22 protein-coding genes and 1 pseudogene are annotated in these 25411 nt (G+C 63.9%); 15 read left to right on the forward strand and 8 right to left on the reverse strand.

What is annotated here, in order from left to right; all coding sequences use genetic code 11:
- Nucleotides 1-223 (forward strand): annotated as a pseudogene (locus JKL45_RS25535) (hypothetical protein); the annotation flags it as partial.
- A gap of 167 nt (nt 224-390) precedes the next feature.
- Here the strand turns inward: JKL45_RS25535 and prfB are convergent.
- The 3 genes from prfB to JKL45_RS25550 form a co-directional block, all read right to left on the reverse strand.
- A protein-coding gene (prfB, locus tag JKL45_RS25540; protein ID WP_201864615.1) for a peptide chain release factor 2 occupies nt 391-1519 on the reverse strand; the annotation gives its coding sequence in 2 pieces (ribosomal slippage) (nt 391-1449 and nt 1451-1519; 1128 coding nt in all).
- 177 nt (nt 1520-1696) lie between these two features.
- Nucleotides 1697-4141 carry a penicillin-binding protein 1A gene (locus JKL45_RS25545; RefSeq protein ID WP_201864635.1) on the reverse strand — a complete coding sequence of 815 codons (2445 nt, stop codon included), beginning with the start codon at nt 4139-4141 and terminating at the stop codon, nt 1697-1699.
- 110 nt (nt 4142-4251) lie between these two features.
- Nucleotides 4252-5499 (reverse strand): N-acetylmuramoyl-L-alanine amidase, encoded by a 1248-nt coding sequence (locus tag JKL45_RS25550; RefSeq protein ID WP_201864616.1) that lies wholly within the window; start codon nt 5497-5499, stop codon nt 4252-4254.
- Between the two features lie 607 nt (nt 5500-6106).
- Between JKL45_RS25550 and JKL45_RS25555 the strand changes: the two genes are divergently transcribed.
- The gene (locus JKL45_RS25555) at nt 6107-8818 is read left to right on the forward strand and encodes a ribonuclease E/G (RefSeq protein WP_201864617.1); all 2712 of its coding nucleotides are present in this window, start codon (nt 6107-6109) and stop codon (nt 8816-8818) included.
- A 159-nt stretch (nt 8819-8977) separates the two neighbouring features.
- On the opposite strand, the gene JKL45_RS25560 is transcribed toward JKL45_RS25555, so the two are convergent.
- The gene (locus JKL45_RS25560) at nt 8978-10159 is read right to left on the reverse strand and encodes a pyridoxal phosphate-dependent aminotransferase (RefSeq protein WP_201864618.1); all 1182 of its coding nucleotides are present in this window, start codon (nt 10157-10159) and stop codon (nt 8978-8980) included.
- A gap of 276 nt (nt 10160-10435) precedes the next feature.
- Between JKL45_RS25560 and JKL45_RS25565 the strand changes: the two genes are divergently transcribed.
- The 6 genes from JKL45_RS25565 (at nt 10436) to aat (ending at nt 15218) form a co-directional block, all read left to right on the forward strand.
- Entirely contained in the window at nt 10436-11215 is a 780-nt protein-coding gene (locus JKL45_RS25565) for a DsbA family protein (RefSeq protein WP_201864619.1), read from the forward strand.
- 235 nt (nt 11216-11450) lie between these two features.
- Nucleotides 11451-11918 (forward strand): type II 3-dehydroquinate dehydratase, encoded by a 468-nt coding sequence (gene aroQ / locus JKL45_RS25570; protein ID WP_201864620.1) that lies wholly within the window; start codon nt 11451-11453, stop codon nt 11916-11918.
- A gap of 28 nt (nt 11919-11946) precedes the next feature.
- Nucleotides 11947-12429, forward strand: a complete 483-nt coding sequence (gene accB, locus JKL45_RS25575; RefSeq protein WP_201864621.1) for an acetyl-CoA carboxylase biotin carboxyl carrier protein — start codon at nt 11947-11949, stop codon at nt 12427-12429.
- An 8-nt stretch (nt 12430-12437) separates the two neighbouring features.
- Nucleotides 12438-13799, forward strand: a complete 1362-nt coding sequence (gene accC / locus JKL45_RS25580) for an acetyl-CoA carboxylase biotin carboxylase subunit (protein ID WP_201864622.1) — start codon at nt 12438-12440, stop codon at nt 13797-13799.
- 83 nt (nt 13800-13882) lie between these two features.
- Nucleotides 13883-14485 (forward strand): class I SAM-dependent methyltransferase, encoded by a 603-nt coding sequence (locus JKL45_RS25585; RefSeq protein ID WP_201864623.1) that lies wholly within the window; start codon nt 13883-13885, stop codon nt 14483-14485.
- 58 nt (nt 14486-14543) lie between these two features.
- Nucleotides 14544-15218 carry a leucyl/phenylalanyl-tRNA--protein transferase gene (aat, locus tag JKL45_RS25590; RefSeq protein ID WP_201864624.1) on the forward strand — a complete coding sequence of 225 codons (675 nt, stop codon included), beginning with the start codon at nt 14544-14546 and terminating at the stop codon, nt 15216-15218.
- On the opposite strand, the gene JKL45_RS25595 is transcribed toward aat, so the two are convergent.
- Nucleotides 15215-15808: a DUF2155 domain-containing protein gene (locus JKL45_RS25595; protein WP_201864636.1), complete on the reverse strand. Its 594-nt coding sequence runs from the start codon at nt 15806-15808 to the stop codon at nt 15215-15217. The two genes, aat and JKL45_RS25595, sit on opposite strands and share 4 nt — an antisense overlap.
- Before the next feature lie 149 nt (nt 15809-15957).
- The gene (locus tag JKL45_RS25600; protein ID WP_201864625.1) at nt 15958-16413 is read right to left on the reverse strand and encodes a MarR family winged helix-turn-helix transcriptional regulator; all 456 of its coding nucleotides are present in this window, start codon (nt 16411-16413) and stop codon (nt 15958-15960) included.
- Nucleotides 16414-16485: 72 nt separating this feature from the next.
- On the opposite strand from JKL45_RS25600, the gene JKL45_RS25605 reads away from it, so the two are divergent.
- The 5 genes from JKL45_RS25605 (at nt 16486) to JKL45_RS25625 (ending at nt 19868) form a co-directional block, all read left to right on the forward strand.
- A complete protein-coding gene (locus JKL45_RS25605) occupies nt 16486-16839 on the forward strand; it encodes a DUF1428 domain-containing protein (protein ID WP_201864626.1) in 354 nt (117 codons plus the stop codon).
- Nucleotides 16840-16849: 10 nt separating this feature from the next.
- Nucleotides 16850-17626 carry a VOC family protein gene (locus tag JKL45_RS25610; RefSeq protein ID WP_201864627.1) on the forward strand — a complete coding sequence of 259 codons (777 nt, stop codon included), beginning with the start codon at nt 16850-16852 and terminating at the stop codon, nt 17624-17626.
- A gap of 23 nt (nt 17627-17649) precedes the next feature.
- Nucleotides 17650-18354, forward strand: a complete 705-nt coding sequence (locus tag JKL45_RS25615; protein WP_201864628.1) for a DUF899 family protein — start codon at nt 17650-17652, stop codon at nt 18352-18354.
- Nucleotides 18355-18462: 108 nt separating this feature from the next.
- Nucleotides 18463-19086: a hypothetical protein gene (locus JKL45_RS25620; protein ID WP_201864629.1), complete on the forward strand. Its 624-nt coding sequence runs from the start codon at nt 18463-18465 to the stop codon at nt 19084-19086.
- Nucleotides 19087-19091: 5 nt separating this feature from the next.
- Nucleotides 19092-19868, forward strand: a complete 777-nt coding sequence (locus JKL45_RS25625) for an aldo/keto reductase (RefSeq protein ID WP_201864630.1) — start codon at nt 19092-19094, stop codon at nt 19866-19868.
- Between the two features lie 27 nt (nt 19869-19895).
- Here JKL45_RS25625 and JKL45_RS25630 read toward each other — a convergent pair whose 3' ends face one another.
- Both JKL45_RS25630 and JKL45_RS25635 read right to left on the reverse strand, forming a co-directional pair.
- Nucleotides 19896-20123, reverse strand: coding sequence for a hypothetical protein (locus JKL45_RS25630; RefSeq protein WP_201864631.1), 228 nt, complete (start codon nt 20121-20123; stop codon nt 19896-19898).
- 27 nt (nt 20124-20150) lie between these two features.
- Complete coding sequence (locus tag JKL45_RS25635; RefSeq protein WP_201864632.1) at nt 20151-20564, reverse strand: NADH:ubiquinone oxidoreductase subunit NDUFA12; 414 nt, start codon at nt 20562-20564, stop codon at nt 20151-20153.
- 689 nt (nt 20565-21253) lie between these two features.
- Here JKL45_RS25635 and JKL45_RS25640 point away from each other — a divergent pair.
- Both JKL45_RS25640 and JKL45_RS25645 read left to right on the forward strand, forming a co-directional pair.
- Nucleotides 21254-24955 (forward strand): vitamin B12-dependent ribonucleotide reductase, encoded by a 3702-nt coding sequence (locus tag JKL45_RS25640; RefSeq protein WP_201864633.1) that lies wholly within the window; start codon nt 21254-21256, stop codon nt 24953-24955.
- Between the two features lie 21 nt (nt 24956-24976).
- Nucleotides 24977-25345: a hypothetical protein gene (locus tag JKL45_RS25645; RefSeq protein ID WP_201864634.1), complete on the forward strand. Its 369-nt coding sequence runs from the start codon at nt 24977-24979 to the stop codon at nt 25343-25345.
- Nucleotides 25346-25411 lie beyond the last annotated feature (66 nt).

Genomic DNA, 25411 nt, shown 5'->3' on the forward strand with positions numbered 1-25411 from the left:
TCCTGTTGCTGGTTGGATCCGGTCGATCGCCGCAACGGGCGTGACTCAAGCCGCCAGACAATTCTTCACGGACGACTACATCGTCTACGACGACGGCGACAACCTCCTCTATTACGACCCTGATGGGTCAGGTGCCGTGGAGAAGGTGCTTTTCGCGAAGATCACCATAAGCCAGTATGATATAGGTTTGAGCCTGAGCGCATCGGACTTCTACATCATCTGAACGGCAGCCTGATTTGAACTTTACCGTCACTGTATCCTAGAGCGCGTTCGACACCCTCTGGAATACTCCACAACCGCAACAAAGATTTCACGGTTGGCGGTCTCCGGCGCGACCCACTCCACGCTGAGGTAGCATGAGCATGCATCAGATTTGCTGAAGCGGGGTGTCTAATCGATATCCTCGACCTCAGCCCCACCCCCATAAACACGCTGGGCGAGCGAGGCTTCCATGAAGGGGTCGAGATCTCCGTCGAGCACGTCCTGAGGAGCGGTCGACTGGGTTCCCGTGCGCAGGTCCTTCACCATCTGGTAGGGCTGTAGCACGTAGGAGCGGATCTGGTGGCCCCAGCCGATGTCGGTCTTGGCGGCCGCCTCGGCGCTGGCCTTCTCCTCGCGCTTCTTTAGTTCGGCCTCATAGAGGCGCGCGCGCAGCATGTTCCAGGCGGTGGCCCGGTTCTTATGCTGAGAGCGCTCCTGCTGGCACGCCACCACGATGCCGCTCGGGATATGCGTGATGCGCACGGCCGAGTCGGTGGTGTTCACGTGCTGGCCGCCCGCGCCCGAGGAGCGGAACGTGTCGATACGGCAATCGGATTCCTTGATCTCGATGTTGATGCGGTCGTCCACCACTGGATAGACCCATACGGACGCAAAGCTCGTGTGTCGGCGGGCGTTCGAGTCGTAGGGCGAGATGCGCACGAGGCGATGCACGCCCGACTCGGTCTTGAGCCAGCCATAGGCGTTGAGGCCCTTGATCAGGAGCGTGGCGCTCTTGATGCCGGCCTCTTCGCCGTCGGTGATCTCCAGAAGTTCGACCTTGTACTTCCGGCGCTCGGCCCAGCGGGCATACATGCGCTGGAGCATGTTCGCCCAGTCCTGGCTTTCCGTGCCGCCGGCGCCTGAGTGCACTTCCACATAGGTGTCGTTTGCGTCGGCCTCGCCCGAGAGCAGGGTCTCGACCTGGCGGCGCGCGGCCTCGGCCTGAAGGCCGCGGATGGCCTCCTCGCCTTCCTTGATCGTGCTCTCGTCCTCTTCGGCGTCGCCGAGTTCGATGAGGGTGATCGCGTCCTCAAGCTCCTGCTCGAGACGCTTCACGGCCGAGATCTGGTCTTCGAGCGACGTGCGCTCGCGCATGATCTTCTGCGCGGCGTCTGCGTCGTTCCAAAGGTTGGGATCTTCGGCCTGGGCGTTCAGTTCCGCGAGGCGGCGCTGGGCAGTATCCCAGTCAAAGATGCCTCCTCAGCAGCCCGACTGACTGCTTGGTCTCTTCTACGAGGTGTTGGATTTCGGCGCGCATTGTTCCGTTCGTTCTATTCGTGCCTGTGATGACGGCGTCTTAGAGCATCGGGCCTTAAAGGGGAATGCACTTCGAGGCCCAAGGCCATCCTGAAAGACGTAAGCCCCTGCATCTTTTTCCAGGATGCAGGGACCATGTCTGGCTATCGGGAGCGCATTGATATGTGGGCTGGGCCGGTCAGTACAACCCGCCGGGGCCGACGCCTCCGGCCTGCCGGGGCGCTCCGGGGCTGCCCTGGTATTCCGCCTGCGGGATCTCCTCGGGCTCCGGCGGGACGAATTCCGGCGGGGATTGCCCAGGCTTGAAGGCCTCGAGGATCGTGCCCCCGCCCTCGCCGCCCGCGCGGGTGCCGGTCGAGGCATTGACGCGGATGAGCTTGATGCCGGCCGGCACGCGGAACGGCGTGGCCGGCTTGTCCTTCAGGGCCATCTGCATGAAGTCGCGGAAGACGGGCGCGGCGTACTGGCCAGCCGTGGCGGCATTGCCGAGCGACTTCGGCTGGTCGTAGCCGAGGAACACGCCCACGGCGAGATCCGGCGAGAAGCCAACGAACCACACGTCCTTGGCGTCGTTGGTGGTGCCGGTCTTGCCCGCGAGCGGCTTGCCGACGGCCTTGACCGTCTGGGCGGTGCCGCGCTGGACCACGCCTTCCAGGATCGAGGTGATCTGGTAGGCGGTGAGCGGATCGATCACCTGCTCGCGGTTCTCGGTGAGCTTGGGGGCTGCGCCGCCGTCCCACTTCTCCGCGTTGCAGTTCGCGCATTTGCGGTCGTCATGGCGATAGATCGTCCGGCCGTTGCGGTCCTGGATCTGGTCGATCAGGGTCGGCTTGATGCGCCGGCCGCCATTGACGAACATGGAATAGGCCGCCGTCATACGCATGACCGTGGTCTCGCCGGCCCCCAGGGACATGGAGAGCAGCGGCAGCATGTCGTCATAGACGCCGAAGCGGCGTGAATACTCGGAGATCACCGGCATGCCGACTTCGTTGGCGAGGCGCACGGTCATCAGGTTCTTGGAGTGCTCGACACCGTAGCGGAGCGTCCTTACGCCGGTTGCCTTGCCATCATAGTTCTTCGGCGCCCAAGCCTCCTGCCCCGGTCCCATGTCGAGGACGAAGGGGCCGTCGAGAACCTGCGACGAGGGCGTATAGCCGTTGTCGAGGGCCGTGGCGTAGACGATCGGCTTGAACGAAGAGCCCGGCTGGCGCATCGCCTGGATGGCCCGGTTGAACTCGCTCTGGTCGTAGGAGAAGCCGCCTACCATGGCGTGAACACGGCCCGTATTCGGGTCCATGGCCACGATGGCGCCAGAGATGTCGGGCATCTGGCGCAGGCGGAACTGTCCATCCTTGTCTGCCAGGGGCTCCACATAGACCACGTCGCCGACCGACAATGCCTTGTCGACGCCGCGACGCGTCCATTTCACGCCTTCAGCGGTGACCAGGCCGGTTTCGCGGTCTTTTACGACCTGGCCGGAGGCTTCCCGCCTGGGCTGCAGGCCGACCTTGGCCTGCCCGCGCGCCACTTCCAGCACCACGGCGACGCGCCACGGCTGGACGTCGCCGAGAGCCGGCACCTCGGACAGGGCGAGACCCCATTCGCGACCGGCCAGATCGAGCTTCTGCTGGGCGCCGCGCCAGCCGCGCGCCTCGTCGAAGCGCACCAGACCGTCGACAAGCGATTTGCGGGCCATGGCCTGCATCTTGGGGTCGAGAGTCGAGCGGATGAGCAGGCCGCCCTCATAGAGACTCTCCTCGCCGTAGCGCTCGGCGATGTCGCGACGCACGCCTTCGGCGAAGTAACCGGACGCGATGCTGTTCGGAGACACCATCCTGGGCTTGACGTTGAGCGGCTCCTTCTGAGCCTCCTCCGACACTTCCTTCGAGATATAGCCGTTGACGGCCATGCGCTCGATCACCCAGTTACGGCGCTCGACGGCGGCCTTGCGCTGACGGAACGGGTGGTAGTTGTTCGGACCCTTCGGCAGGGCCGCGATATAGGCGGCCTCCGCAATGGTCAGCTCGTGGATCGACTTGCCGAAATAATCCAGCGCCGCGGCCGCGATACCGTGCAGGTTGCGTCCCGGGGTCAGGGTCCCGAGGAAGATCTCGTTGAGATAGAGCTCGAGGATCTTGTCCTTCGAGAAGGTCGATTCCATGCGCAGAGCGATCAGCGCCTCGCGGATCTTGCGCTCATAGCTGCGCTCGTTTCCAACCAGGAAGTTTTTGGCGACCTGCTGGGTGATGGTGGAGGCGCCCTGCTCCCGCGCCCCGCCCGAGCGCAGGTTGATCACGACGGCGCGCATGAGCCCTTCCGGGTCGATGCCCGGGTGCTTGTAGAAATTCTTGTCCTCGGCCGACAGGAAGGCTCCGATCACAAGCTTGGGTACGGAATCGATCGGCACATAGAGCCGGCGCTCGCGGGCATATTCGGCGATCAGGCTGCCGTCGGATGCATGGATGCGGGTCATCACCGGCGGTTCGTAATTCGCCAGCTGGGCATGATCCGGCAAGTCCTTCGAATAGAACCAGAATCCATAGGCAAGCCCAACAGCGCCGATCAGGAAAAAGATCGCACCGACGCTGAAGAGAAAGCCGAAAAATCGTAGGACGAAGCGCATCCGAAGGTATTCCATGACGGCGCCTTCAGGCGCCCGTTTATGTAGATCTTGAAACGCGGACCCTCGTTAGCCGATGAATCGCGCCCCCGCTACGGGTATCCACACCCTATCTATGGTAAAACTGCGGCGGCAGCGCCCCTCCGGGCGAACCGTGTAGCGAAAAAGCGATCCACGGCATTCGACATGGCCGAGACCATTTTGGCCCGCCATTCCTCCGACATCAACAAATCTAAGTCTTTTTGGCTCGACAGATAGCCAAGTTCGACAAGAACGGACGGAACGTCGTGCGCCCGCAGCACCTGGAATCGGGCCTGCCGATGAGGATTCTTGTTGAGGCGCGCCACGGAATCGAACTCGCCCACGAGGCGGGTGGCGAAGCCGTGGGAGAAACCGCGGGTCTCCCGCAGGGTCAGGTCCATCAGGATGTCGGACACGTCGTCCGGCATGTCGCCCGATTCGACACCGGCCACCGCGTCGGCCTTGTTTTCGCGGTCCGCCAGCCGGGCTGAATCGGCGTCGGATGCCCGCTCTGATCCGGTATAGACCGTCAGACCACGCACATCCTGGCCACCGGAGATCGAGTCCGCATGGATCGAGATGAGGAGATCCGCCTGGGCGCCCTTGGCGGCCCGCACCCGATCTCCGAGGGACACGAACACGTCCTTGTCCCGGGTCATGAGCACCTTGTAGCGCCCGCCGTCCTCTAGCTTCTTCTTCAGCCGTTGAGCGAACGAGAGCACGAGATCCTTTTCGGCCACGCTTCCCGAGGAAGCCGCAGCACCCGGATCGATACCCCCATGGCCGGGATCGATCATGATCACGGGCCGGGCATCCTTAGCGGCCTGGACGACGGGTTCGGGACCGTCCTTTGCCGGCGCAGGGCTTCCGGCCGCGGCCTTGCGGAACTCTTCGCGATCGGTGCGGGAGAGCTCGATGGTCAGGATCGTGGCGGCCCCCGTGGCATCGGGCACGGTCGTCATGCCGGACACCACCGCCAGCTGCGCGAGTTCCATGACGACGCGGGAGCGGCCCGGCGCGAAAAGACCGTAGCGGTAGGAGGCGACGAGCCCCTCCTTGCTGCGCCCGGCCTCGGCCGGGAGGTGGAAGGCGACCTCCGGCAGGTCGATGATGAGCCGGTCCGGGCGTTCCATGAGGGAGACCTGCGCGGTCACCGGCTTCGAGAGGGTCACCTTGAACCGGGTCTTCGCCCCGTCCGTCTCGATGGCTGCGGCTGCCGCTACGATCGGTGTCGCGGACTTTGCGCCGTCTCCCGTAGCCCAGGCACGCCCCGCCCCGGCGGCGAGAAGGATCGCCACGAGACAAGCGCCGACAAGGCGTATGGTGAGGGAGAGAGGCATCGCTGATCGCTAACTTTCGAGCGTCCTTTCCTATACTCATAGCCACCGTTTGGTTAACGGAACCTCACGCCCCTGTGCCGTTTACTGAGACTCTGTTGCATTCATGGCACAGTGAGACAGCATCTTGCCAAATGCCCCATTCGATCTGTAATGATCTTGATCCCGTCCGGCATGGCCGAATCTGACGGCGGCTCCGAGGGAGACGGTTGTGTTGACCGATCCTTCAGGGACCGCCTCACCATCGACAGGCGACGGACAGGATCATAGGGCGACACCTGTCGCCACTCGCCGATGGCCGGTTCACCCGGCCCATCGATATCTACGAAAGGGCCGTCTCGAATGGTTGCACATACGGAGTCAGCTATGACCTTCGTTTCTGCATCGTTCGAATCGCGCGCATCCCTTCGCGCACGCCCCAGCACCACCCTTTCCGGCTCCGTGCCGGCCCAATTCAACCCAGAATGCGCCCCTTCGCGGCGCAGGATGGCGATCGACAGCACCCCGAACGCAACTCCAGCCCGTCGCCTTCACATGCGGCGTGCCTTACCGCCCACAATGCGGCCCCTGCCTCAGGTCCTGCCCTCGATCGCCATGTCGAGAGTTCAACATGGCAAACAAGATGCTCATCGATGCCTCCCACCCGGAAGAAACCCGGGTCGTGGTGGTACGTGGTCAGAAGGTCGAAGAATTCGACTTCGAGTCCGCTAACCGGAAGCAGTTGCGCGGGAATATCTATCTCGCCAAGGTCACCCGGGTCGAACCGTCTCTCCAGGCGGCCTTTGTGGAATACGGCGGAAACCGCCACGGGTTCCTCGCTTTCAGCGAAATCCATCCCGATTACTACCAGATCCCGGTTGCCGACCGGCAGGCCCTTCTCGAAGCCGAGGCGGAAGCCCACCGCGAGGAGGAGCACGAGGAAGAGCGCCGCAGCAGCAGCCGTGGCGGCCGCGGCCGCCGCCGTTCGTCGCCACGCCGGGCCCAGAACGATGAGACCGTCGTCTCGACCGAGGCCGAGGCCGGCGCCGAAGAGGGCCTAGAGGCCGCTCCCGAGGGCTTCTCGGCTGGCGCGACCGAAGGTACGGAGTCCTTCAGCGAGGCTGTCTCAGCAGAAGCATCTGAGGCCTCCTCATCGGTCGAGGACGGGGCTGAGGCTTCCGCCGAGAACGCCCGGGAAGATGCTCTCGAGGCCGTCGAGGGATCGGCCCATATCGAGGCCTCGAACGGGAACGAGACCGCGGAAGAAGCCAGGGCTCCCTCGACCGAAGACGACACGGAATCTGACGAAGATGAATCCGAGGACGACGAGGACGAACTCGAAGAGCACGAGATCGTCGAGCAGCTCGGCGGCGACGATGCCATCGAGGACCTGCCCCAGCGCCGGCGCACGCCGCGCAAGCAGTACAAGATCCAGGAAGTCATCAAGCGTCGCCAGATCCTGCTGGTGCAGGTCGTCAAGGAAGAGCGCGGCAACAAGGGCGCGGCTCTCACCACCTACCTGTCGCTTGCCGGCCGCTACTCGGTCCTCATGCCCAACACAGGCCGGGGCGGCGGCATCTCGCGCAAGATCACCAATGCGGCCGACCGCAAGCGCCTGAAGGAAATTGCCCAGGAGCTGGAGGTGCCCGAGGGAATGGGCATCATCCTGCGCACGGCCGGTGCCTCGCGCACCAAGCCCGAGATCAAGCGCGACTACGAATACCTGATGCGCCTATGGGAGAGCGTGCGCGAGCTGACCCTCAAGTCCGCCGCCCCTGCCCTCGTGTACGAGGAAGGCTCCCTCATCAAGCGCGCCATCCGCGACCTCTACAACAAAGACATCGACGACGTGATGGTCTCCGGCGAGGACGGCTATCGCGAGGCCAAGGACTTCATGCGGATGCTCATGCCGAGCCATTCGAAGCTGGTCCAGCCCTACCGCGATCCTCAGCCCCTCTTCGCGAAGTTCGGCGTCGAGGCCCAGCTCGATGCCATGTTCTCGAACGTGGTGACGCTCAAGTCGGGCGGCTATCTCGTCATCAACCCGACGGAAGCGCTCGTCTCCATCGACGTGAACTCCGGCCGCTCCACCCGCGAGCACAACATCGAGGACACGGCCCTTCGGACGAACCTCGAGGCATCCGAGGAAATCGCCCGCCAGCTGCGCCTGCGCGATCTCGCCGGCCTCGTTGTCATCGACTTCATCGACATGGAGGAGAAGCGGAACAACCGCGCCGTCGAGAAGAAGCTGAACGAGTGCCTGAAGAACGACCGCGCCCGCATCCAGGTGGGCCGCATCTCGCCCTTCGGCCTGCTCGAGATGTCGCGCCAGCGCATCCGCACCGGCGTGCTCGAATCCTCCTCGATCCCCTGCCCGCACTGCGCCGGCACCGGCTTCGTGCGCTCGACGCCGTCCGTGGCCCTGCAGGTGCTGCGCTCGATCGAGGAAACCCTCATCAAGAATGCCAGTTACAACCTCGTGGTCCGCACCAGGATGGAAGCGGCCTTCTACATCCTGAACCAGAAGCGCATTCACCTGCGCGAGCTGGAAAGCCGCTTCGGCGTCACGATCTCCATCGTGGCCGACGACACGCTGCAGGGCCACACCACCTACGCCATCGACCGCGGCGACCCGGCCCTCAAGCTGGAGCACAAGTCGGCCGCGACCGGCATCCAGATCGACGCCATCATCCCCATCGACGAACCCGCCGAGGAGGATGAGGTCGAGATGGAAGAGGAGACCGCAGAGGACACCCAGGCCGCCGGCGAAGAGCGCAGCGAAGAGGGTGAAAGCGAAGGCGACCGCCGTCGTCGCCGTCGCCGTCGCCGTCGTCGGGGCCGCGACCGGGAGGTTTCCGCCGGAGCGGACCATGGCGACGAGAGCGCCGAGGGTGATGAATCCGAGGGTGAATCCGACGAAGAAACAGCAGCCGAGACCTCCGGGGCCGAGGCAGCACCGACCGATGCCGGCGAGTCCGACGACGAGCGCGCAGGACGCCGCCGCCGTCGCGGTCGCCGCGGCGGTCGTGGGCGCGGTCGTGACGAGAACGGCGAGTCCGCCCAGGAGGAAGGCTTCGCCGCCTCCGATCAGGCAGAATCCGCACCGGCCTCTGAGGAGACCTCTCCCGCAGACGCGCAGCCGGTGGCCGAGACTCCCAAGCCTGCCGCCGAAGAGGAGCGCATCATGGCTCCGCGGCAGCCCGTGGCCGAGGAGCCTGCCGCTCCCGCGCCGGTCATCCCCGAGCCTGAGCCGGTCGCTGTCGTGCTGACCCCGCCCGACCCGGAGCGCCCGAAGCGCGCAGGCTGGTGGTCCAAGGCCAAGTCGGTCCTGAGCGGATCGTAAATTGAAAAAGAAATGCCCGGCTCAAGGCCGGGCATTTTTGTTTAAGCACCTATGCCTCCACTGTCATGGCCGGGCTTGTCCCGGCCATCCCGATGCAGTGAAGCGCAGCGCCTTTCTCATCGAGATCACCGGCACAAGGCGGTGATGACGAGAGTGGTTCTACCTCAACCACCCCTTCAACCGGGTCACCGTCTCGCGACAATCGCTCTCCGAACCCGCGAATGACAGGCGCAGGTAGTGCGAGCCCTCGATGGGATCGAAATCGAGCCCGGGCGTTGCCGCGACGCCTGCCTCCTCCAGCATGCGCTTCGAGAAGCCGATGGAATCGTTCGTGAAGCGGGCGATGTCGGCATAGATGTAGAAGGCGCCGTCCACCGGGTGCATCTCGGTGATGCCGACCTTGGGCAGTTCCTCGAGCAGATAGGCGCGGTTGCGGGCGTAGCCTGCCTTCACGGCCTCGAGCTCCTCCATGGCGTCGAAGGCGGCGAGGGCCGCCACCTGCGAGAGGTAGGGCGGCGAGATGTAGAGGTTCTGGGCCAGCCGCTCGATGGGCCGCACCAGCCGCTCCGGCACCACGATCCAGCCGATGCGCCAGCCGGTCATGCAGTAATATTTGGAGAACGAGTTGATCACGACCGCGTCGTCATCCGAGGCGAGCGCCGTCGACGCCGGCTCGCCATAGGTGAGACCGTGATAGATCTCGTCGGACACGAACCAAAGCCCCAGGCGGCGGCAGGTTTCGCCCAGTTCGGCGAGCGCCTTGCTGCCGATCATAGTGCCGGATGGATTCGCCGGGCTCATAGCCAGGATGCCGTGCAGCGGCTTCTCCGCATGGGCCTTCGCGATGGACTCGGCGGTCATGATCCAACCGTCCGCCTTGGTGAGCGGGATCGTCACCGGCTCGATGCCGAGCGCCTCCAGGATGTTGCGATAGGCGGGATAACCCGGCGCCGTAATCGCCACCCGCTGCCCCGGATCGAAGAGGCTTAAGAAAGCCAGCACGAATCCCGCCGAGGAGCCGGTGGTCACCACCACGCGCTCGGGCGCGATGCTCACCCCATAGGTGTCCTTGTAATGCCGCGCGATCCGCTCGCGCAGGGCTGACATGCCGAGCGCCTCCGTATAGCCGATGCGGCCGAGGTCGAGGGCAGCCTTCGCGGCCTCCCGGGCCGCCCGTGGTGCGGGCGCCGACGGCTGCCCCACCTCCATGTGGATCACGCTGTCCCCCCGCCGCTCCTTGGCGGCCGCCGCACTCAGCACATCCATGGCGAGGAACGAGGCCACGCGGTCCATGCGGCGCGCGATGAGGGGCTGGTGGAGATCGGCAGGTGTTTTGGTCATGGGAAGGGTCGTATCCCGTTGGAGAGACGGTCTCAAGAACCAACTTTTCCGCCATGGTCGGGCTTGTCCCGGCCATCCACGCCTTCAACCGCAGCAAAGACGTGGGTCCCCGGAACAAGTCCGGGTCTGACGAGCGGAGATGCAAAACAAACCCGTGATTTGACGCAGGACACTCAGAGCCGCTAACTCGCAAGAGAATAGACGAGTCTCAACTCCGCCTTGAACCATACTTAAGGACGGAGCTTGTCTTGAAGAATTCTCCGCAAAGGACCGGATATGCGCTCTTCGCTTCTCAAAATCGGCCAGGCCGTGGCCCTGCTTGGCACGTTGGTCATCGCTCCCGCCGCGATGGCGCAGAGTGCGGTTTTCACCGATCAGCAGAAGCAGGCCATCGGCGAGATCGTGAAGGATTACCTGATCAAGAACCCGGAGGTTCTGACTGAGGTCATCGCCGAACTCGAGAAGCGGCAGTCGGAAGCCCAGCAGGTAGCCCAGGCCGGCGCCGTGAAGGAAACCAGGCAGTCGCTCCTGAATGCCTCGCACTCCTATGTGGTGGGCAACCCGTCCGGCGATGTCACCCTGGTCGAGTTCTTCGATTACAATTGCGGCTACTGCAAGAGGGCTCTGGCCGACGTGCAGACCCTCATGAAGAGCGATCCCAAGCTCCGCGTGGTCCTGAAGGACTTTCCGGTTCTCGGGCCCGATTCCGTCGAGGCGAGCCGCGTGGCTCTCGCGGTCAAGAACCAGCTCCAGGGCCAGAAGCTTCTCGACTACCACGTGAAGGTCATGGACACCCGCGGCCGGGTGAACGGTGATCGCGCCATGGCAGTCGCCAAGGAGATGGGCGTCGACCTGGGCCGTCTGCAGAAGGATGTGGAGAGCGCCGAGATCCGCAATGCTCTCCAGGAGAACATGGCGCTGGGCGACAAGCTGAGCCTCTCCGGGACACCTGCTTTCATTGTCGGCGAGACGATCATCCCCGGCGCGGTCGGCCTGGAGCCTTTAAAGCAGCTCGTGGACAATGTCCGTCAATGCGGCAAGGCGAACTGCGGGTAGTCTCTCTGCACTCATCCCCGGACTTACTCCGGGGATCCACGTCTTACACAGCCGCTCACAAGACGTGGATGGCCGGGACAAGCCCGGCCATGACGAGAAAACAGCCCCTCTGCCCCATCGGAACCCCCGCCAAGCTTGGGAAAGCCCTGGTTTTCCCCTTCCCCCCTGCTCGCCTTTTGGCTAAGAGGGCGTTTCGGCCCCGCCTGACGGGGCTTCAAGGAATGCTCCTTATCCGATGACCACCGTCTTTGTCCTCAACGGACCCAACCTCAACCTGCTCGGCCGCAGGGAGCCTCAGATCTATGGCAGCACCACGCTAGCCGACGTCGAGAAGCTCGTGCGCGAGAAGGCCGAGGCATTAGGGATGGCGCTCGCCTTCCGCCAGTCGAACCATGAAGGACATCTGGTCGACTGGATCCACGAGGCGGGAGCGCAAGGAGCCGGCATCGTCATCAATGCCGGCGCCTACACCCACACCTCGATCGCGCTCCGCGATGCCATCTCCGGCAGCGGCGCTCCGACGGTCGAGATCCATTTGTCGAATGTTCATGCTCGCGAGGGCTTTCGCCATCGCTCGCTCATAGCGCCCGTCTCCGTCGGCGTGATCTGTGGTTTCGGGCCCATGAGCTACCTGCTCGGCCTGGAAGCGGTTCACCGGGTGATGGCCGAGCGGGCCCGTCCGGCGAAACCCTCCCAGCACTAATTCCTCAGAAAAAGCAGAGGTAAGCCCCATGGCCAAGGAAAACCCTTTCGATCCCGATCTCGTCCGCGAGCTGGCGAACCTGATCGCCGACACGGATCTCAGCGAGATCGAAGTGGAGAAGGGCGACCTTCGCATCCGCGTGGCGCGCATGGTCACCGCCGCCGTCACGGTTCCGGTGGCAGCTCCGGCAGCCCATCACGCCCCTGCCCCGGTCGTGGCACCGCCCCCGTCCGCCGCTTCGGTGGCCGAGGCTGCCAGCAAGGCAAGCGCGTCCCATCCGGGCGCCGTACTCTCCCCCATGGTGGGCACCACCTATCGCAAGCCGTCGCCCGAGGCGAAGAACTTCGTCGAGATCGGCTCCAAGGTTCAGGCCGGCGACAAGGTCCTGCTCGTCGAAGCCATGAAGACCTTCAACGAGATCGTGGCGCCCCGCGCCGGCACCGTGACGGCCATCTTTGTCGAAGACGGAACTCCTGTTGAATACGGCGAACCCCTCCTCGTCATCGAGTAAGGCGCGATATGTTCGATAAGATCCTGATTGCCAATCGAGGCGAGATCGCCCTGCGCATCCTGCGCGCGGCGAAGGAGCTCGGCATCGCCACCGTGGCGGTTCATTCCACCGCCGACGCGGACGCCATGCATGTGCGCCTCGCCGACGAGAGCGTGTGCATCGGCCCGCCGGCAGCCCGCGACAGCTATCTCAACATCCCGGCGCTCATCGCCGCCTGCGAGATCACCGGCGCCGACGCGATCCATCCCGGCTACGGCTTCCTGTCCGAGAACGCGCGCTTCGCGGAGGTGCTGGAGCATCACCGCATCGCCTTCATCGGCCCCAAGGCGGAACACATCCGCATCATGGGCGACAAGATCGAGGCCAAGCGCACGGCCAAGCGCCTCGGCATCCCATGCGTGCCGGGCTCCGAGGGCGGCATCACCGATGACGACGAGGCCAAGCGCGTCGCCAAGGACATCGGCTACCCGGTGATCATCAAGGCGGCTGCCGGTGGCGGCGGGCGCGGCATGAAGGTGGCGCGCACCGAGGAGGACCTCATCCACGCGCTCCAGACCGCCAAGACCGAGGCCAAGGCGGCCTTCGGCGACGATGCGGTCTATATCGAGAAGTATCTCGAGAAGCCGCGCCACATCGAGATCCAGGTTCTCGGCGACGGCAAGGGCAACGCCATTCATCTGGGCGAGCGCGACTGCTCGCTCCAGCGCCGCCACCAGAAGGTCTGGGAGGAAGGTCCCTCGCCTGCCCTCAACACCGAGATGCGCGAGCGCATCGGCGGCGTGGTGGCAAAGGCCATGCAGGAGCTGCAATATGCAGGCGCCGGTACCATCGAGTTCCTCTACGAGGACGGCGAGTTCTACTTCATCGAGATGAACACCCGCATCCAGGTGGAGCATCCCGTCACGGAGATGATCACCGGCATCGACCTGGTGAATGAGCAGATCCGCGTGGCGGCCGGCCATCCGCTCTCGGTGAGGCAGGAAGACATCAAGATCGAAGGTCATGCTATCGAGTGCCGCGTGAATGCCGAGCATCCCTCGACCTTCCGCCCCTCGCCCGGCACGATCAGCTACTTCCACCCGCCGGGCGGCCTCGGCGTGCGTGTCGATTCGGCAGCCTATCAGGGCTACCGCATCCCGCCGCATTACGATTCCCTCGTGGGCAAGCTCATCGTCCATGGCCGCACCCGCAACGAGTGCCTCATGCGCCTGCGCCGGGCCTTGGACGAGTTCGTGGTCGACGGCATCGACACCACGCTTCCGCTCTTCCGCACCCTCGTGCGCAACCCGGAAATCCAGAACGGCCAGTACGACATCCACTGGCTGGAGCATTTCCTGAAGACCGGCGGGCTGGGCGACGAGCCGGCATAGCAGCTTGTTATAAGATATCAAGCCCTCTATTCTTGCCAAAACGGAACAGGGGGCCGCGCTATCGAAGGCGAGGCTGTGAAGACATGCCTCGCTTTCTTCATGTGGGCTGCGGCCCGAAGCGCAAACACCAGACCGTCAGGGCTTTCGCCTCGTCCGAATGGGAGGAGGTCACGCTCGATATCGACAGGAGTGTGAAGCCGGATCTCGTCGATAAGCTCCCTGAACTGTTCCAGGTTGAATCGAACAGCTTCGACGCCGTCTATTCGGCTCACAACATCGAGCATCTTTATCCGCACGAAGTGGCATTGGCGCTGAATGCGATGCGCCGCGTCCTCAAGCCGGATGGGTTCGTGATCCTCACCTGTCCGGACCTTCAAAGCATCGGTGAGCGATTAGCCTCGGGCGATATCGACACGCCTATCTATACCAGCGGCAGAGGACCGGTCGCGCCGCTCGACATGATGTACGGGTTCCGCCCTGCGATGGCCGACGGGAACCTCTATATGGCCCATCATACGGGCTTCACGCTGAAATCTCTCAGCAATGCCTGCATCCGGGCCGGGTTCGCCAAGTTCCTCGGATTGCGGCGCACGCGAAAGCACGATCTGTGGGGATTGGCGACAAAACTGCCAAAAACCGATGACGAGATGAAGGAACTCGGCAGAATCTATCTGACACCGGTCTGACTTAGCGTTCCAGGTATCCTATTTTGAAGGACAGCCGAACGATCAGACAAGTTGGTGAATGCCCCACTCTCCCGACCACGCAACCGAGATTACGCCCGACATCCTGCTGAAAGCTTACGCGGCCGGGATCTTTCCCATGGCGGAGGATGCGGAGGATCCGTCCCTGTTCTGGGTCGAGCCCCGCGAGCGGGGGATCATTCCCCTCGACGGCTTTCACATTTCAAAGCGCCTCGCCCGCACCGTCCGTTCCAATGTCTTCCAGGTTCACGTGGACCGGGACTTCGATGCCGTGATCGCCGGCTGCGCCGCGCCGGCTGAGGACCGGGAGAAGACCTGGATCAGCCGTCGGATCCGGGAGCTCTACGGCGAGCTTTTCGATGCCGGCTACTGCCACACGGTGGAGGTCTATCAGGAGAACCGCCTCGTCGGCGGTCTCTATGGCGTGAGGCTGAACGGCGCCTTTTTCGGCGAGAGCATGTTCCACACGGAGCGCGACGCCTCGAAGGTGGCGCTGGTGCATCTGGTGGCGCGCCTGCGCCGGGGCGGCTTCTCGCTCCTGGATACGCAGTTCGTGACCTCGCACCTGGCGCAATTCGGCGCCACCGAGGTTCCGCGCCGGGCCTACAAGCAGATGCTGCGCAATGCCATGGAGCATGCGGCCGACTGGAATGTCTGGCCGACAGACAGGACCGTGAGCGGCGAGGACGTGCTCGCCGCCATCAGCTCTCCTTAGTTCGGGCGATCCGAATTGATGATCGGCGCAGCCGGACGCCGAGCAGGCTGCTGTCGCTGAGGGGCCGGCTGGCGCAAGGGCGCCGTCTCGACGGCCGGCGGGCGCGGGGCCGTGACGTCACCGGGCCGCGCCGGATCGCTCGAGCCGCTGGCCGCATCCTGGATCGGCGGCAGCTCCTCGGGTGTTTCCTTGGGCTCCGCAATCACCTCGGTGCCGCCTTTGCAGTCGACGAGCCAGATGTCGTAGACCGGGTGCTCGAGGCCATGAAGGCCTGGGCTCGAGGCGAAAAGCCAGCCTGAGAACACCCGCTTGCCCTTCCCTTCGGATCCGGGCTCGTCCACTTCGATGAAGGATGTGGTGTTCGGCGTTTCCGTGGGCGGCTTCGTGAAGCAGACCCGTGGCGTCACCTGAAGGGCGCCGAACTGGACGGTTTCATCGACAGCCACCTCGAACGATACGATTCGCCCGGTGATCTTGTCCAGGCCCGAAAACACGGCCGTAGGATTCTTGATCCTGTCCGCCTGCGCCGCACTGAAGCCGCCGATAAGCGATGCGATCACCAGGGCCGCCCGCGTCCATCCGAGTTTCATCATTCTGTCCAAGCCAAGTTCGATCTGGCGTCTCTCGTCCGGCCGAACATGGCCGCACCCGTTGTCAGTTCGGCAACGCGATAGCACGTGAACCATGATGGAAAAAGGGCGGGGCGCGAAGATAGGACTCCCGTCCCCTGCCCTGAGGCTCAGCCCGCCTGCGAGAGCGACCTGAGCGCGCCGCGGACGCTGTCCGGCTCCAGCTCCGGCAGCCCCGCCTCAATGGCTGCATGGAGATCGCGCCAGATCGGAACGGCAGCAGCCAGCACCTCCCGCCCCTTGTCCGTGAGGCCGATCAACCGGCTGCGACGGTCGTCCGGGTCGCGTTCGATGGTCACGAGCCCATCCCGTTCGAGCGGTTTCAAGGCGGCGGTGAGGGTCGTCCGGTCCATCGCCAGAAGCTGTGCGACGGGGCCGATGGCTGGGGCCTTGGGTCGGTTGAGGGCGTTCAGCAGGGAGAACTGGCCGGAGGTGATCCCTGCCGGTCGCAGAGCCTCGTCGAAGCGTCGCGAGAGCGCGCGTGCAGCCCGTTGCGCGTGCAGGCACAGGCAGGTGTCTCTGACCAGATGAGTTGTTTCGAAAGAGACGGTCGAGCTGTTTGACATGGCTTATTTATGTTGATATCAACTCAATTGTCAAGGGAACATGAGATTGCCTCAAGGCAAGGGAGATAAGCGATGACTTATGTCGATGGCTTCGTGCTGGCTGTTCCGGCCGACAAGAAGGAAGTGTACCGGAAACATGCGGCAGAAGCGGCGCCCCTGTTCAAGGAGTTCGGCGCCACCCGGATGGTCGAATGCTGGGGAGACGACGTGCCGGACGGCAAGCTCACCGATTTCCGCCGCTCCGTGCAGGCGAAGGACGACGAGGTCGTTGTCTTCAGCTGGATCGAATATCCCTCCAAGGAAGTGCGCGACGCTGCCCAACAGAAGATCATGACCGATCCGCGCATGGAGGCGATGGGCCAGCAGATGCCCTTCGACGGCAAGCGCATGATCTTCGGCGGCTTCATGCCGATCCTCGACGTCTGAGGTGCGGACCATGGCCAATCGGCACGGCGACTTCATCTGGTACGAACTCCTGACGAACGATGCGGATGCGGCCGCACGCTTCTACGGCGCGGTGATCGGTTGGCAGAACCGGGCGGCGGAAGGCTCAGACCGCGGCTACCGGGTCTTCGGGATCAACGGCGCGGATGTGGGCGGACTCATGCCCTTCCCGGCCGGCGCCGAGAGCGCCGGCATGCGCCCGATATGGCTCGGCTACGTGGCCGTCGAGAATGTCGACACTGCGGCGGCCGACATCGTCCGCGACGGCGGCGCGCAGCACATGCCGCCCACCGACATTCCGGGCGTCGGACGCTTCGCCATGCTGACGGATCCGCAAGGCGTGATGTTCTACGTCATGCGCGGTGCGGTGGACGGGACGAGCACAGCGTTCGACCAGAGCAAATCCGGTCATTGCAACTGGAACGAACTTTCCACCAGCGACCCGCAGGCGGCGCTCTCCTTCTACCGGTCCCGCTTCGGCTGGGAGAAGGGCGATGCCATGCCCATGGGCGAGATGGGCGACTACCAGTTTATCGACCATGGCGGCCGGACCATCGGGGCCGTGATGAAGCGGACGCCGGATGGCCCCCCGCCCCTATGGACTTTCTATTTCGGCGTCGCGGACATCGATGTCGCCGCGCAGGCTGTCTCCGGGAATGGGGGCGTGATCCACTACGGCCCCGCCGAAGTGCCGGGCGGCGTCTTCATCATCGTGGCCGGCGATCCGCAGGGCGCTCTCTTCGGCCTAGTCGGTCCGCGCAAATCGTAAAATCGCCCTTCGAGGAGCAGTTCATGTCCGACAAGCTCGTTCCCGCCGACGAACTCGCGCGCCGCTCACCGGTGCGCTTTCCGAACGAAAGCGCCGAGTACCGCACCGCTCGCACGGCCCTGCTGGCGGAGGAGATCGAGTTGCGGCGCCATCTGGAACGCGTGGCGGCCCAACGCCGCGCCCTGCCGCCCGGTGGCGAGGTAAAGGGCGACTACAGCTTCGTGGGCGAGAATGGCCCGGTGAGCTTCGCCGACCTCTTCGGCGATAAGCAGTCGCTGGCCGTCTACAGCTACATGTTCGGCCCGCAGCGCGAGCGCCCCTGCCCCATGTGCACCAACCTGCTCAGTGCGCTTGAAGGCAATGGCGCCGATATCCAGCAGTGCATGGCGCTCGCCGTCGTGGCGCGATCCCCGATCGAGCGGCTGATCGCCTGGAAGCGGGAACGCGGCTGGACGAACCTGCGGCTTTACACCGATCTCAACGGCAATTACTCGCGCGATTATCACGGTGTGCTGCCGGACGGGTCGGAGATTCCGAGCTTCAACGTCTTCACCCGCAGCGACGGAACCATCCGTCACTTCTGGAGCGGAGAGATGACCGGCGATTCCGCCGATCCCGGCCAGGATCCTCGCGGCGCCCCGGATCTAGCTCCTCTGTGGAACGTGCTCGACATGACGCCCGAGGGTCGCGGCGCAGACTGGTACCCCAAGCTGAATTACGTCACCTAGCCCCTCAAGAATGCATCAACGCTCTATTATTTCGTTGGGCTGTTCAGGCTCAGGTTTGATCGACTAAGCTTCCAGGCGTGCGAGCGACCGAGGAGCGAAGATTCCTGCATGAGTGAAGTCCGGAATCCAGATGATGAGTCCCGTCAGCGGCTGGGCTTTCTGTCTGCTGCGGAAACGGCTGCCCTCGCCCATCGTGGCGTTGTGATCCCGGCTTCGACTTCCGTGCTCGTCTCACCAGGCGTCCAGCTTGCAACGGGAGCGGTGCTCTGGCCCGGCGTCATCCTTGAGGCTCGAGACGGCGGCACCATCGTCATTGGCGCTGGTACGCAACTCTTCCCCGGAAGCAGGCTTGTTGCCTCCGGCGGCTCGATCAAGGTCGGGGCGTCTGCCGAGATCGGCGAAGAAGGCGGCTTCACCCTCAAGGCCGAGGCGGGGGATCTGATCGAGGTCGGCGACGGGGCGCGTCTTCTGGGCGGAGGATCGCTCATCCTGTCCAACCGGGTCGGTCGCGGCGCACAGATTCTCGGACCCATCCGCTGCCAAAACTGTACCTTGGGCGACGGCGGGAGCTTTCGCGATCCCGATCCGGATGGGCGCGGCGGGGTTCTCAAAGGCTCGGGCGTCGCTCGCCATGTCGATGTGCCGACCGGCTCCGTCATTCAGGCCTTTGGACTCTTCTCGGAAGGTGTCCTCAGGCGGCAATCCTATTTTCATCCAAAGCCGGCCGGGTAGATCGCATGCTGCATAACCTCACCGAACCCGGCCCCAAGCTCGGCCTGGGCCTGCTCTCCGTCGGCCGCGCCTGGGGCGTCACCCAAAGTGCGCCGCCTGACGAGAGCGAGGCGCAAGCCCTGCTGGCGAAAGCCCTGGAACTGGGCATCACCATCTTCGATACGGCCCCGGCCTATGCCGAGAGCGAAGCCCGGCTGGGCCGCTTCCTCGATACCCTTGAGCCCTCCGCGAAGCAGAGGCTCACCATCATGACGAAGGCCGGAGAGCATTGGGACTTCGGGTGCAATTCCAGCTTTGTTGATCATAGCCGCGATGCGCTGGTTCGAAGCATCGACCAGAGCCTATCCATGCTCGGAACCATCGATGTTCTGCAGATCCACAAGGCGACGAGCGATGTCGTCACTCATCCTGATGTGATCGCCGCCATGGATTATGCACGGCGTTGTGGGATCAGGGCTTTCGGGGCGAGCGTCAGCGATGTGGAAGCAGGGCGGCTCGCGCTGGAAAGCGGATTGTACGATGCGCTGCAGTTTCCCCTGAACATGTCGAGCCAGACCTTGGCGCCGTTGCTGCCGGGGCTGAATGCGAGCGGCCGCACCGCCATCGTCAACCGTCCCTTCGCCATGGGCGGCTTGCTGGCCGGGCAGCCTTTCGAGGAAGCCGCCGCCGCCGCGTTCCGCTTCATCGAGGAACGGCTCCCAAGAGCCGTGATTCTCAGTGGAACAGGAAAGGTCGCGCATCTCGCGCAGAACATCGAAGCCTTCCGCAACCGGTCGGCCTAGCTGGCCCAATCCTTTGACAGGCTGTTCTCAGGACCAGTCCTGTTCGAGTGGATTGGACGCCGGCTCGGTCATTGGATCGCCTGCCTTCACGCGCTTCTCGAAATGCGCCGTGGAGCAGGCATGCGAGCACAGAAGCCCGCGTTCTGACCAATAGGCCGGACCGTTCTGAACCCGCCCCGCGTGATAGGAGAAATTCGGGTGGTCGTACGGCAGCCCGCACTCGATGCAGGTGCGGGCTTGGGTTTTCTTGAGCATGATCGGGTCAGGACGCCGCCGACGGCCTCACTCTCCCGGGGTCCACGGCACGTAATCGCCTGTGGCGGCGGGGCGCTGGCCGGTCCCGAGTTGTGACCCTTGCGGCCGGTAGGCCTGCGTCGTGCCGGTCATGTTCGGCACATAGGGTTTTTCCCAGGAATGCGGCCGGTAGGCTTCCTCGCTCGGGGGCACGTCGCCGTTGTGGCACAGCCAGGCGCGCCAGCCGGGCGGCACCTTCGAGGCATCGGCATAGCCGTTATAGACCACCCAGCGGCGCTCGGCGCCCACATTGGAGTCGATCGCCTGCGCCTGGACATAGCGGTAGTAGGTGTTGCCGAACTCGTCCGTGCCCACGAACACGCCCTTGCGCCAGGTGAAGAATCGGGTGCCGAGGGTCTGTCCGTTCCACCAGGTGAAGAACTGGGTGAAAAACTCTTTCATGCTGCTGCCGCCGGAGGGGTTCGTGAAGTTGCGCGGAATATGGCCGCTGAGGTCAGCGAAGTCCAGCCTTACGGCCTACGAAAAGCCGCTGTGATTCTCCGACTCACCCCTTCCCCAGCGGCGGGCGCCGAATTTCCCGCAATCAGGCCATTTCGGGCTTGGGAACCGTCCCGATGGCAGCTCCAGGCGACGGCCAAGGATTGGTGCGCCGGCACAACATCTACCGGCCGTTAAGCATGACTCAACATGGGTCCTTAAGCCGGCGAAGCTTGGCCATTGCAAAAATCGGGAACGGATTCTCAGAGGAGTCTGAGAGGCTTAGCCGGAAGGGCAATTGTTATCCACAATTCTCACAGCTACACACAACATGTAGTTCGGAACCGTGAGCCGCGACACTAGTTCTTGACGTGAGGCTCGCAACACGACTAGCTTGCCGGGGTGCCGACCAGAGACCGGCAGCCGACCCGAAAAGGCCGGTTGAACACTCCCCAGAGCAGGCGTCAGAGCCCGTGGCAACATCGTTGCCGCGCCACCTGTGACGCCCGAAGGGGACCGTAACTCAGGCGTGTTGCGTGGGCGATCCGGCAAAGAACGGATCGTTGGGGCGTCGAACAATAATTTGGGCTGATGAGCTGCGGGGCAAATCGCGGCCATGGGGACGTTTGTCCTCAATACTTAGGATGTGACCTATGCGGATCGAGCGGCGTTATACGAAGTCTGGCCAATCGCCTTATTCCTCCCTCGCCTTCTGGCTCGCCACGAGCGAGATCCGCAATCCGGATGGCTCGGTGGTCTTCAAGCTCGAGAACATCGAGGTTCCCGAGACCTGGAGCCAGGTGGCCTCCGACGTGCTGGCCCAGAAGTATTTCCGCAAGGCCGGCGTGCCGGCTCGCCTGAAGAAGGTCGAGGAGAACGACGTCCCGTCCTGGCTGTGGCGCTCCGTGCCGGATGAAGCCGCCCTCTCCTCCCTGCCTGAGGACCAGCGCCTCGGCTCCGAAATCTCCTCCAAGCAGGTGTTCGACCGTCTCGCCGGCTGCTGGACCTATTGGGGCTGGAAGGGCGGCTATTTCTCGTCCGAGGAAGACGCCCAGGCGTTCTATGACGAACTGCGCTTCATGCTCGCCAACCAAATGGTGGCGCCGAACTCCCCGCAATGGTTCAACACCGGCCTGCATTGGGCCTATGGCATCGACGGCCCCGGTCAGGGCCACTATTACGTGGACTACAAGACCGGCAAGCTGACCAAGTCCAAGTCCTCCTACGAGCACCCGCAGCCGCATGCCTGCTTCATTCAGGGCGTCGAGGACGACCTGGTGAACGAGGGCGGTATCATGGACCTGTGGGTCCGCGAGGCGCGCCTGTTCAAGTACGGCTCCGGCACCGGCTCCAACTTCTCCAAGCTGCGCGGCGAGGGCGAGAAGCTCTCCGGCGGCGGCCGCTCGTCGGGCCTCATGAGCTTCCTCAAGATCGGCGACCGGGCTGCCGGCGCGATCAAGTCGGGCGGCACCACGCGCCGCGCCGCCAAGATGGTGGTGGTCGATGTCGATCACCCGGATATCGAGAGCTACATCGACTGGAAGGTGAAGGAGGAGCAGAAGGTCGCCGCGCTGGTCACTGGCTCCAAGCTCGCCGCCAAGCACCTCAAGGCCATCATGAAGGCCTGCATCAACTGCGAGGCCGAGGGTGATGCCTGCTTCGACCCGGAGAAGAACCCGGCTCTGAAGAAAGAGATCAAGATGGCCCGCCGGGTGCAGATCCCGGACAACTACATCAAGCGCGTCATCCAGTTCGCCAAGCAGGGCTACACGGATATCGACTTCCCGGTCTACGACACCGACTGGGATTCGGAAGCCTACCTCACGGTCTCCGGCCAGAACTCCAACAACTCCGTCTCCCTGACGGACGACTTCCTGCGCGCGGTCGAGAACGATGCCGACTGGCACCTCACCGCCCGCAAGGACGGCAAGGTGGTGAAGACCCTGAAGGCCCGCGACCTGTGGGAGCAGATCGGCCACGCCGCCTGGGCGTCCGCCGATCCCGGCCTGCACTTCAACACCACCATGAACGACTGGCACACCAGCCCCGCCGGTGGCCGCATCCGGGCGTCGAACCCCTGCTCGGAATACATGTTCCTGGATGACACGGCCTGCAATCTGGCCTCGGCCAACCTGCTGCAGTTCTTCGACCGCCAGAACCACAAGTTCGACGCGGAATCCTTCGAGCATGCCTGCCGCCTCTGGACGGTGGTGCTCGAAATCTCCGTCATGATGGCGCAGTTCCCGTCCAAGGAGATCGCGCAGCTCTCCTACGAGTACCGCACGCTCGGCCTCGGCTTCGCCAATATCGGCGGCCTGCTCATGACCATGGGCCTGCCCTACGACAGCGATGCCGGCCGTGCGCTGGGCGGCGCGATCACCGCGATCATGACCGGCGTGTCCTATGCCACCTCGGCCGAGATGGCCGGCGAGCTCGGGCCGTTCCCGAACTACAAGGCCAACGCGAAGCACATGCTGCGCGTGATCCGCAACCATCGCCGCGCGGCGCATGGGGAGGCTCAGGGCTACGAGGGCCTCGCCGTCAATCCGGTCCCGCTCGATCACGCCTCCTGCCCGGATGCCGACCTCGTCGCCCATGCCAAGTCCGCCTGGGACAAGGCTCTCGAACTCGGCGAGAAGAACGGCTACCGCAACGCGCAATCCACCGTCATCGCGCCCACCGGCACGATCGGCCTCGTGATGGATTGCGACACCACCGGCATTGAGCCCGACTTCGCCCTCGTGAAGTTCAAGAAGCTCGCCGGCGGCGGCTACTTCAAGATCATCAACCGGGCCGTGCCCGATGCGCTCCGTGCGCTCGGCTACCGCGAGCATGAGATCGCCGAGATCGAGGCCTATGCGGTCGGCCACGGCTCCATGAAGCAGGCGCCCGCCGTCAACCCCGGCTCGTTGCGGGCCAAGGGCTTCACGGACGACAAGATCGACGCGGTGGAGAAGGGCCTGAAATCGGCCTTCGACATCAAGTTCGTGTTCAACCGCTGGACGCTCGGCGAAGACTTCCTCACCGGCACCCTCAAGGTCCCGGCCGAGAAGCTCAACGATCCGTCCTTCGACCTGCTGTCGTTCCTCGGCTTCTCGAAGGCCGACGTGGAGGCCGCGAACATCCACATCTGCGGAGCGATGACCCTGGAAGGCGCGCCGTTCCTCAAGGTGGAGCATTACCCGGTCTTCGACTGCGCGAATCCGTGCGGCAAGATCGGCAAGCGCTACCTCTCGGTGGAAAGCCACATCCGCATGATGGCGGCCTCGCAGCCCTTCATCTCGGGTGCGATCTCCAAGACCATCAACATGCCCAACGACGCCACGGTCGAGGATTGCAAGAACGCCTACATGCTGTCCTGGAAGCTGGCGCTCAAGGCGAACGCCCTCTACCGCGACGGCTCCAAGCTCTCGCAGCCGCTGAACTCCGCCCTCATCGCCGATGAGGACGAGGATGCGGACGACGCGCTGGAAGCGCTGGCCGCCATGCCGGCCGCCGCCAAGGTCGCGCATGTGTCGGAGAAGATCGTCGAGAAGGTGATCGAGCGCGTGGAGCGGATCCGCGAGCGCGAGAAGATGCCGGATCGCCGCAAGAGCTACATCCAGAAGGCCGTGGTCGGCGGCCACAAGGTGTATCTCCACACCGGCGAATACGACGACGGACGCCTCGGCGAGATCTTCATCGACATGCACAAGGAAGGCGCCGCCTTCCGGGCCATGATGAACAACTTCGCCATCGCGATCTCGCTCGGCCTGCAATACGGCGTTCCGCTGGAGGAATACGTGGAGGCCTTCACCTTCACGCGCTTCGAGCCCGCCGGCTTCGTCCAGGGCAACGAGCGCATCAAGTCCGCCACCTCGATCCTCGACTACGTGTTCCGCGAGCTCGCCGTGTCCTATCTCGGCCGCAACGACCTCGCCCACGTGGACCCGTCGGAAGCAGGCCCCACCACCATCGGCAAGGGCGAGGACCAGTCGAAGGCGCCGGAGCCCGCTCCCGCCACGGCCATCGTGTCCCGCGGCTTCGTGCGCGGCAATTCCGACCGCCTCATGCTCATCCCCGGCGGTGGCAGCGCCACGGGCGTGACCCAGCGCACGGGTGGCATGACGGTCGGCGCGAACGCGCTCAAGGCTGAACTCCCGCAGCCTGCCGTGCAGGCGGAGGAGAAGCCGGTCGGCGAAACTGAGATGTCCAAGCTCGCCTTCACGGCCCCGTCCGTCGCCGACCGGCGCGCCGAGGCCAAGATGAAGGGCTATGTCGGCGAAGCCTGCCCCGAATGTGCGAACTTCACGCTGGTGCGCAACGGGACGTGCTTGAAATGCGATACCTGCGGTAGCACGACGGGTTGCTCCTAATGGTGGCTAAGGGCTATCGCCATGGGGCAAGATTTCAAAGCTCTGAACCAGTGGGTAGAGGAAGACCTTGAAAGGCTTGCTCTGAAAGAGCGACGCAAGGCTGGCTACCGCAATAACGAGTTGACTTTCTGCGCATGGGATACCTGGAAGCGCTTGGAGTTCACTCGCGGAGTACAAATAAAATATTTCAGGATCGGGGATCATCCCGATCCTGCATTCGTACAGTTCGACCCGTTAGAACTCCACATCGCGCATGAGACACGGCGCGATGCGGAGGCCTACGATGGACAGGCTAGACTTATCGTGTTGCACGAAGCCGCTCATATTCGTCTTCACAACAACGGTAAAAACAGCTTCTCGCCATTCGGCTCTCATGACGAAAAAAACTAGGACGGCAAAGCTAGCTGGCAGGCCTGCTGTTCGAGAGCCGCCAGGTAGGCAGCGGGATCGTGTCGA

Origin of the sequence: Microvirga soli, assembly GCF_016734765.1 — a bacterium.
GTDB classification, from domain to species: Bacteria; Pseudomonadota; Alphaproteobacteria; order Rhizobiales; family Beijerinckiaceae; genus Microvirga; species Microvirga soli.

What these genes read in the sequence shown, in the direction of transcription:
- JKL45_RS25645 (WP_201864634.1), top strand. Translation starts at nt 24,977, where the DNA reads ATGGGGCAAGATTTCAAAGCTCTGAACCAGTGGGTAGAGGAAGACCTT.
- JKL45_RS25550 (WP_201864616.1), bottom strand. Translation starts at nt 5,499, where the DNA reads ATGCCTCTCTCCCTCACCATACGCCTTGTCGGCGCTTGTCTCGTGGCG.
- accC (WP_201864622.1), top strand. Translation starts at nt 12,438, where the DNA reads ATGTTCGATAAGATCCTGATTGCCAATCGAGGCGAGATCGCCCTGCGC.
- JKL45_RS25625 (WP_201864630.1), top strand. Translation starts at nt 19,092, where the DNA reads ATGCTGCATAACCTCACCGAACCCGGCCCCAAGCTCGGCCTGGGCCTG.
- JKL45_RS25615 (WP_201864628.1), top strand. Translation starts at nt 17,650, where the DNA reads ATGTCCGACAAGCTCGTTCCCGCCGACGAACTCGCGCGCCGCTCACCG.
- JKL45_RS25620 (WP_201864629.1), top strand. Translation starts at nt 18,463, where the DNA reads ATGAGTGAAGTCCGGAATCCAGATGATGAGTCCCGTCAGCGGCTGGGC.
- JKL45_RS25605 (WP_201864626.1), top strand. Translation starts at nt 16,486, where the DNA reads ATGACTTATGTCGATGGCTTCGTGCTGGCTGTTCCGGCCGACAAGAAG.
- JKL45_RS25565 (WP_201864619.1), top strand. Translation starts at nt 10,436, where the DNA reads ATGCGCTCTTCGCTTCTCAAAATCGGCCAGGCCGTGGCCCTGCTTGGC.
- accB (WP_201864621.1), top strand. Translation starts at nt 11,947, where the DNA reads ATGGCCAAGGAAAACCCTTTCGATCCCGATCTCGTCCGCGAGCTGGCG.
- JKL45_RS25630 (WP_201864631.1), bottom strand. Translation starts at nt 20,123, where the DNA reads ATGCTCAAGAAAACCCAAGCCCGCACCTGCATCGAGTGCGGGCTGCCG.
- JKL45_RS25595 (WP_201864636.1), bottom strand. Translation starts at nt 15,808, where the DNA reads ATGAAACTCGGATGGACGCGGGCGGCCCTGGTGATCGCATCGCTTATC.
- JKL45_RS25585 (WP_201864623.1), top strand. Translation starts at nt 13,883, where the DNA reads ATGCCTCGCTTTCTTCATGTGGGCTGCGGCCCGAAGCGCAAACACCAG.
- JKL45_RS25610 (WP_201864627.1), top strand. Translation starts at nt 16,850, where the DNA reads ATGGCCAATCGGCACGGCGACTTCATCTGGTACGAACTCCTGACGAAC.
- JKL45_RS25555 (WP_201864617.1), top strand. Translation starts at nt 6,107, where the DNA reads ATGGCAAACAAGATGCTCATCGATGCCTCCCACCCGGAAGAAACCCGG.
- aroQ (WP_201864620.1), top strand. Translation starts at nt 11,451, where the DNA reads ATGACCACCGTCTTTGTCCTCAACGGACCCAACCTCAACCTGCTCGGC.
- JKL45_RS25545 (WP_201864635.1), bottom strand. Translation starts at nt 4,141, where the DNA reads ATGCGCTTCGTCCTACGATTTTTCGGCTTTCTCTTCAGCGTCGGTGCG.
- JKL45_RS25640 (WP_201864633.1), top strand. Translation starts at nt 21,254, where the DNA reads ATGCGGATCGAGCGGCGTTATACGAAGTCTGGCCAATCGCCTTATTCC.
- JKL45_RS25560 (WP_201864618.1), bottom strand. Translation starts at nt 10,159, where the DNA reads ATGACCAAAACACCTGCCGATCTCCACCAGCCCCTCATCGCGCGCCGC.
- JKL45_RS25635 (WP_201864632.1), bottom strand. Translation starts at nt 20,564, where the DNA reads ATGAAAGAGTTTTTCACCCAGTTCTTCACCTGGTGGAACGGACAGACC.
- JKL45_RS25600 (WP_201864625.1), bottom strand. Translation starts at nt 16,413, where the DNA reads ATGTCAAACAGCTCGACCGTCTCTTTCGAAACAACTCATCTGGTCAGA.
- aat (WP_201864624.1), top strand. Translation starts at nt 14,544, where the DNA reads ATGCCCCACTCTCCCGACCACGCAACCGAGATTACGCCCGACATCCTG.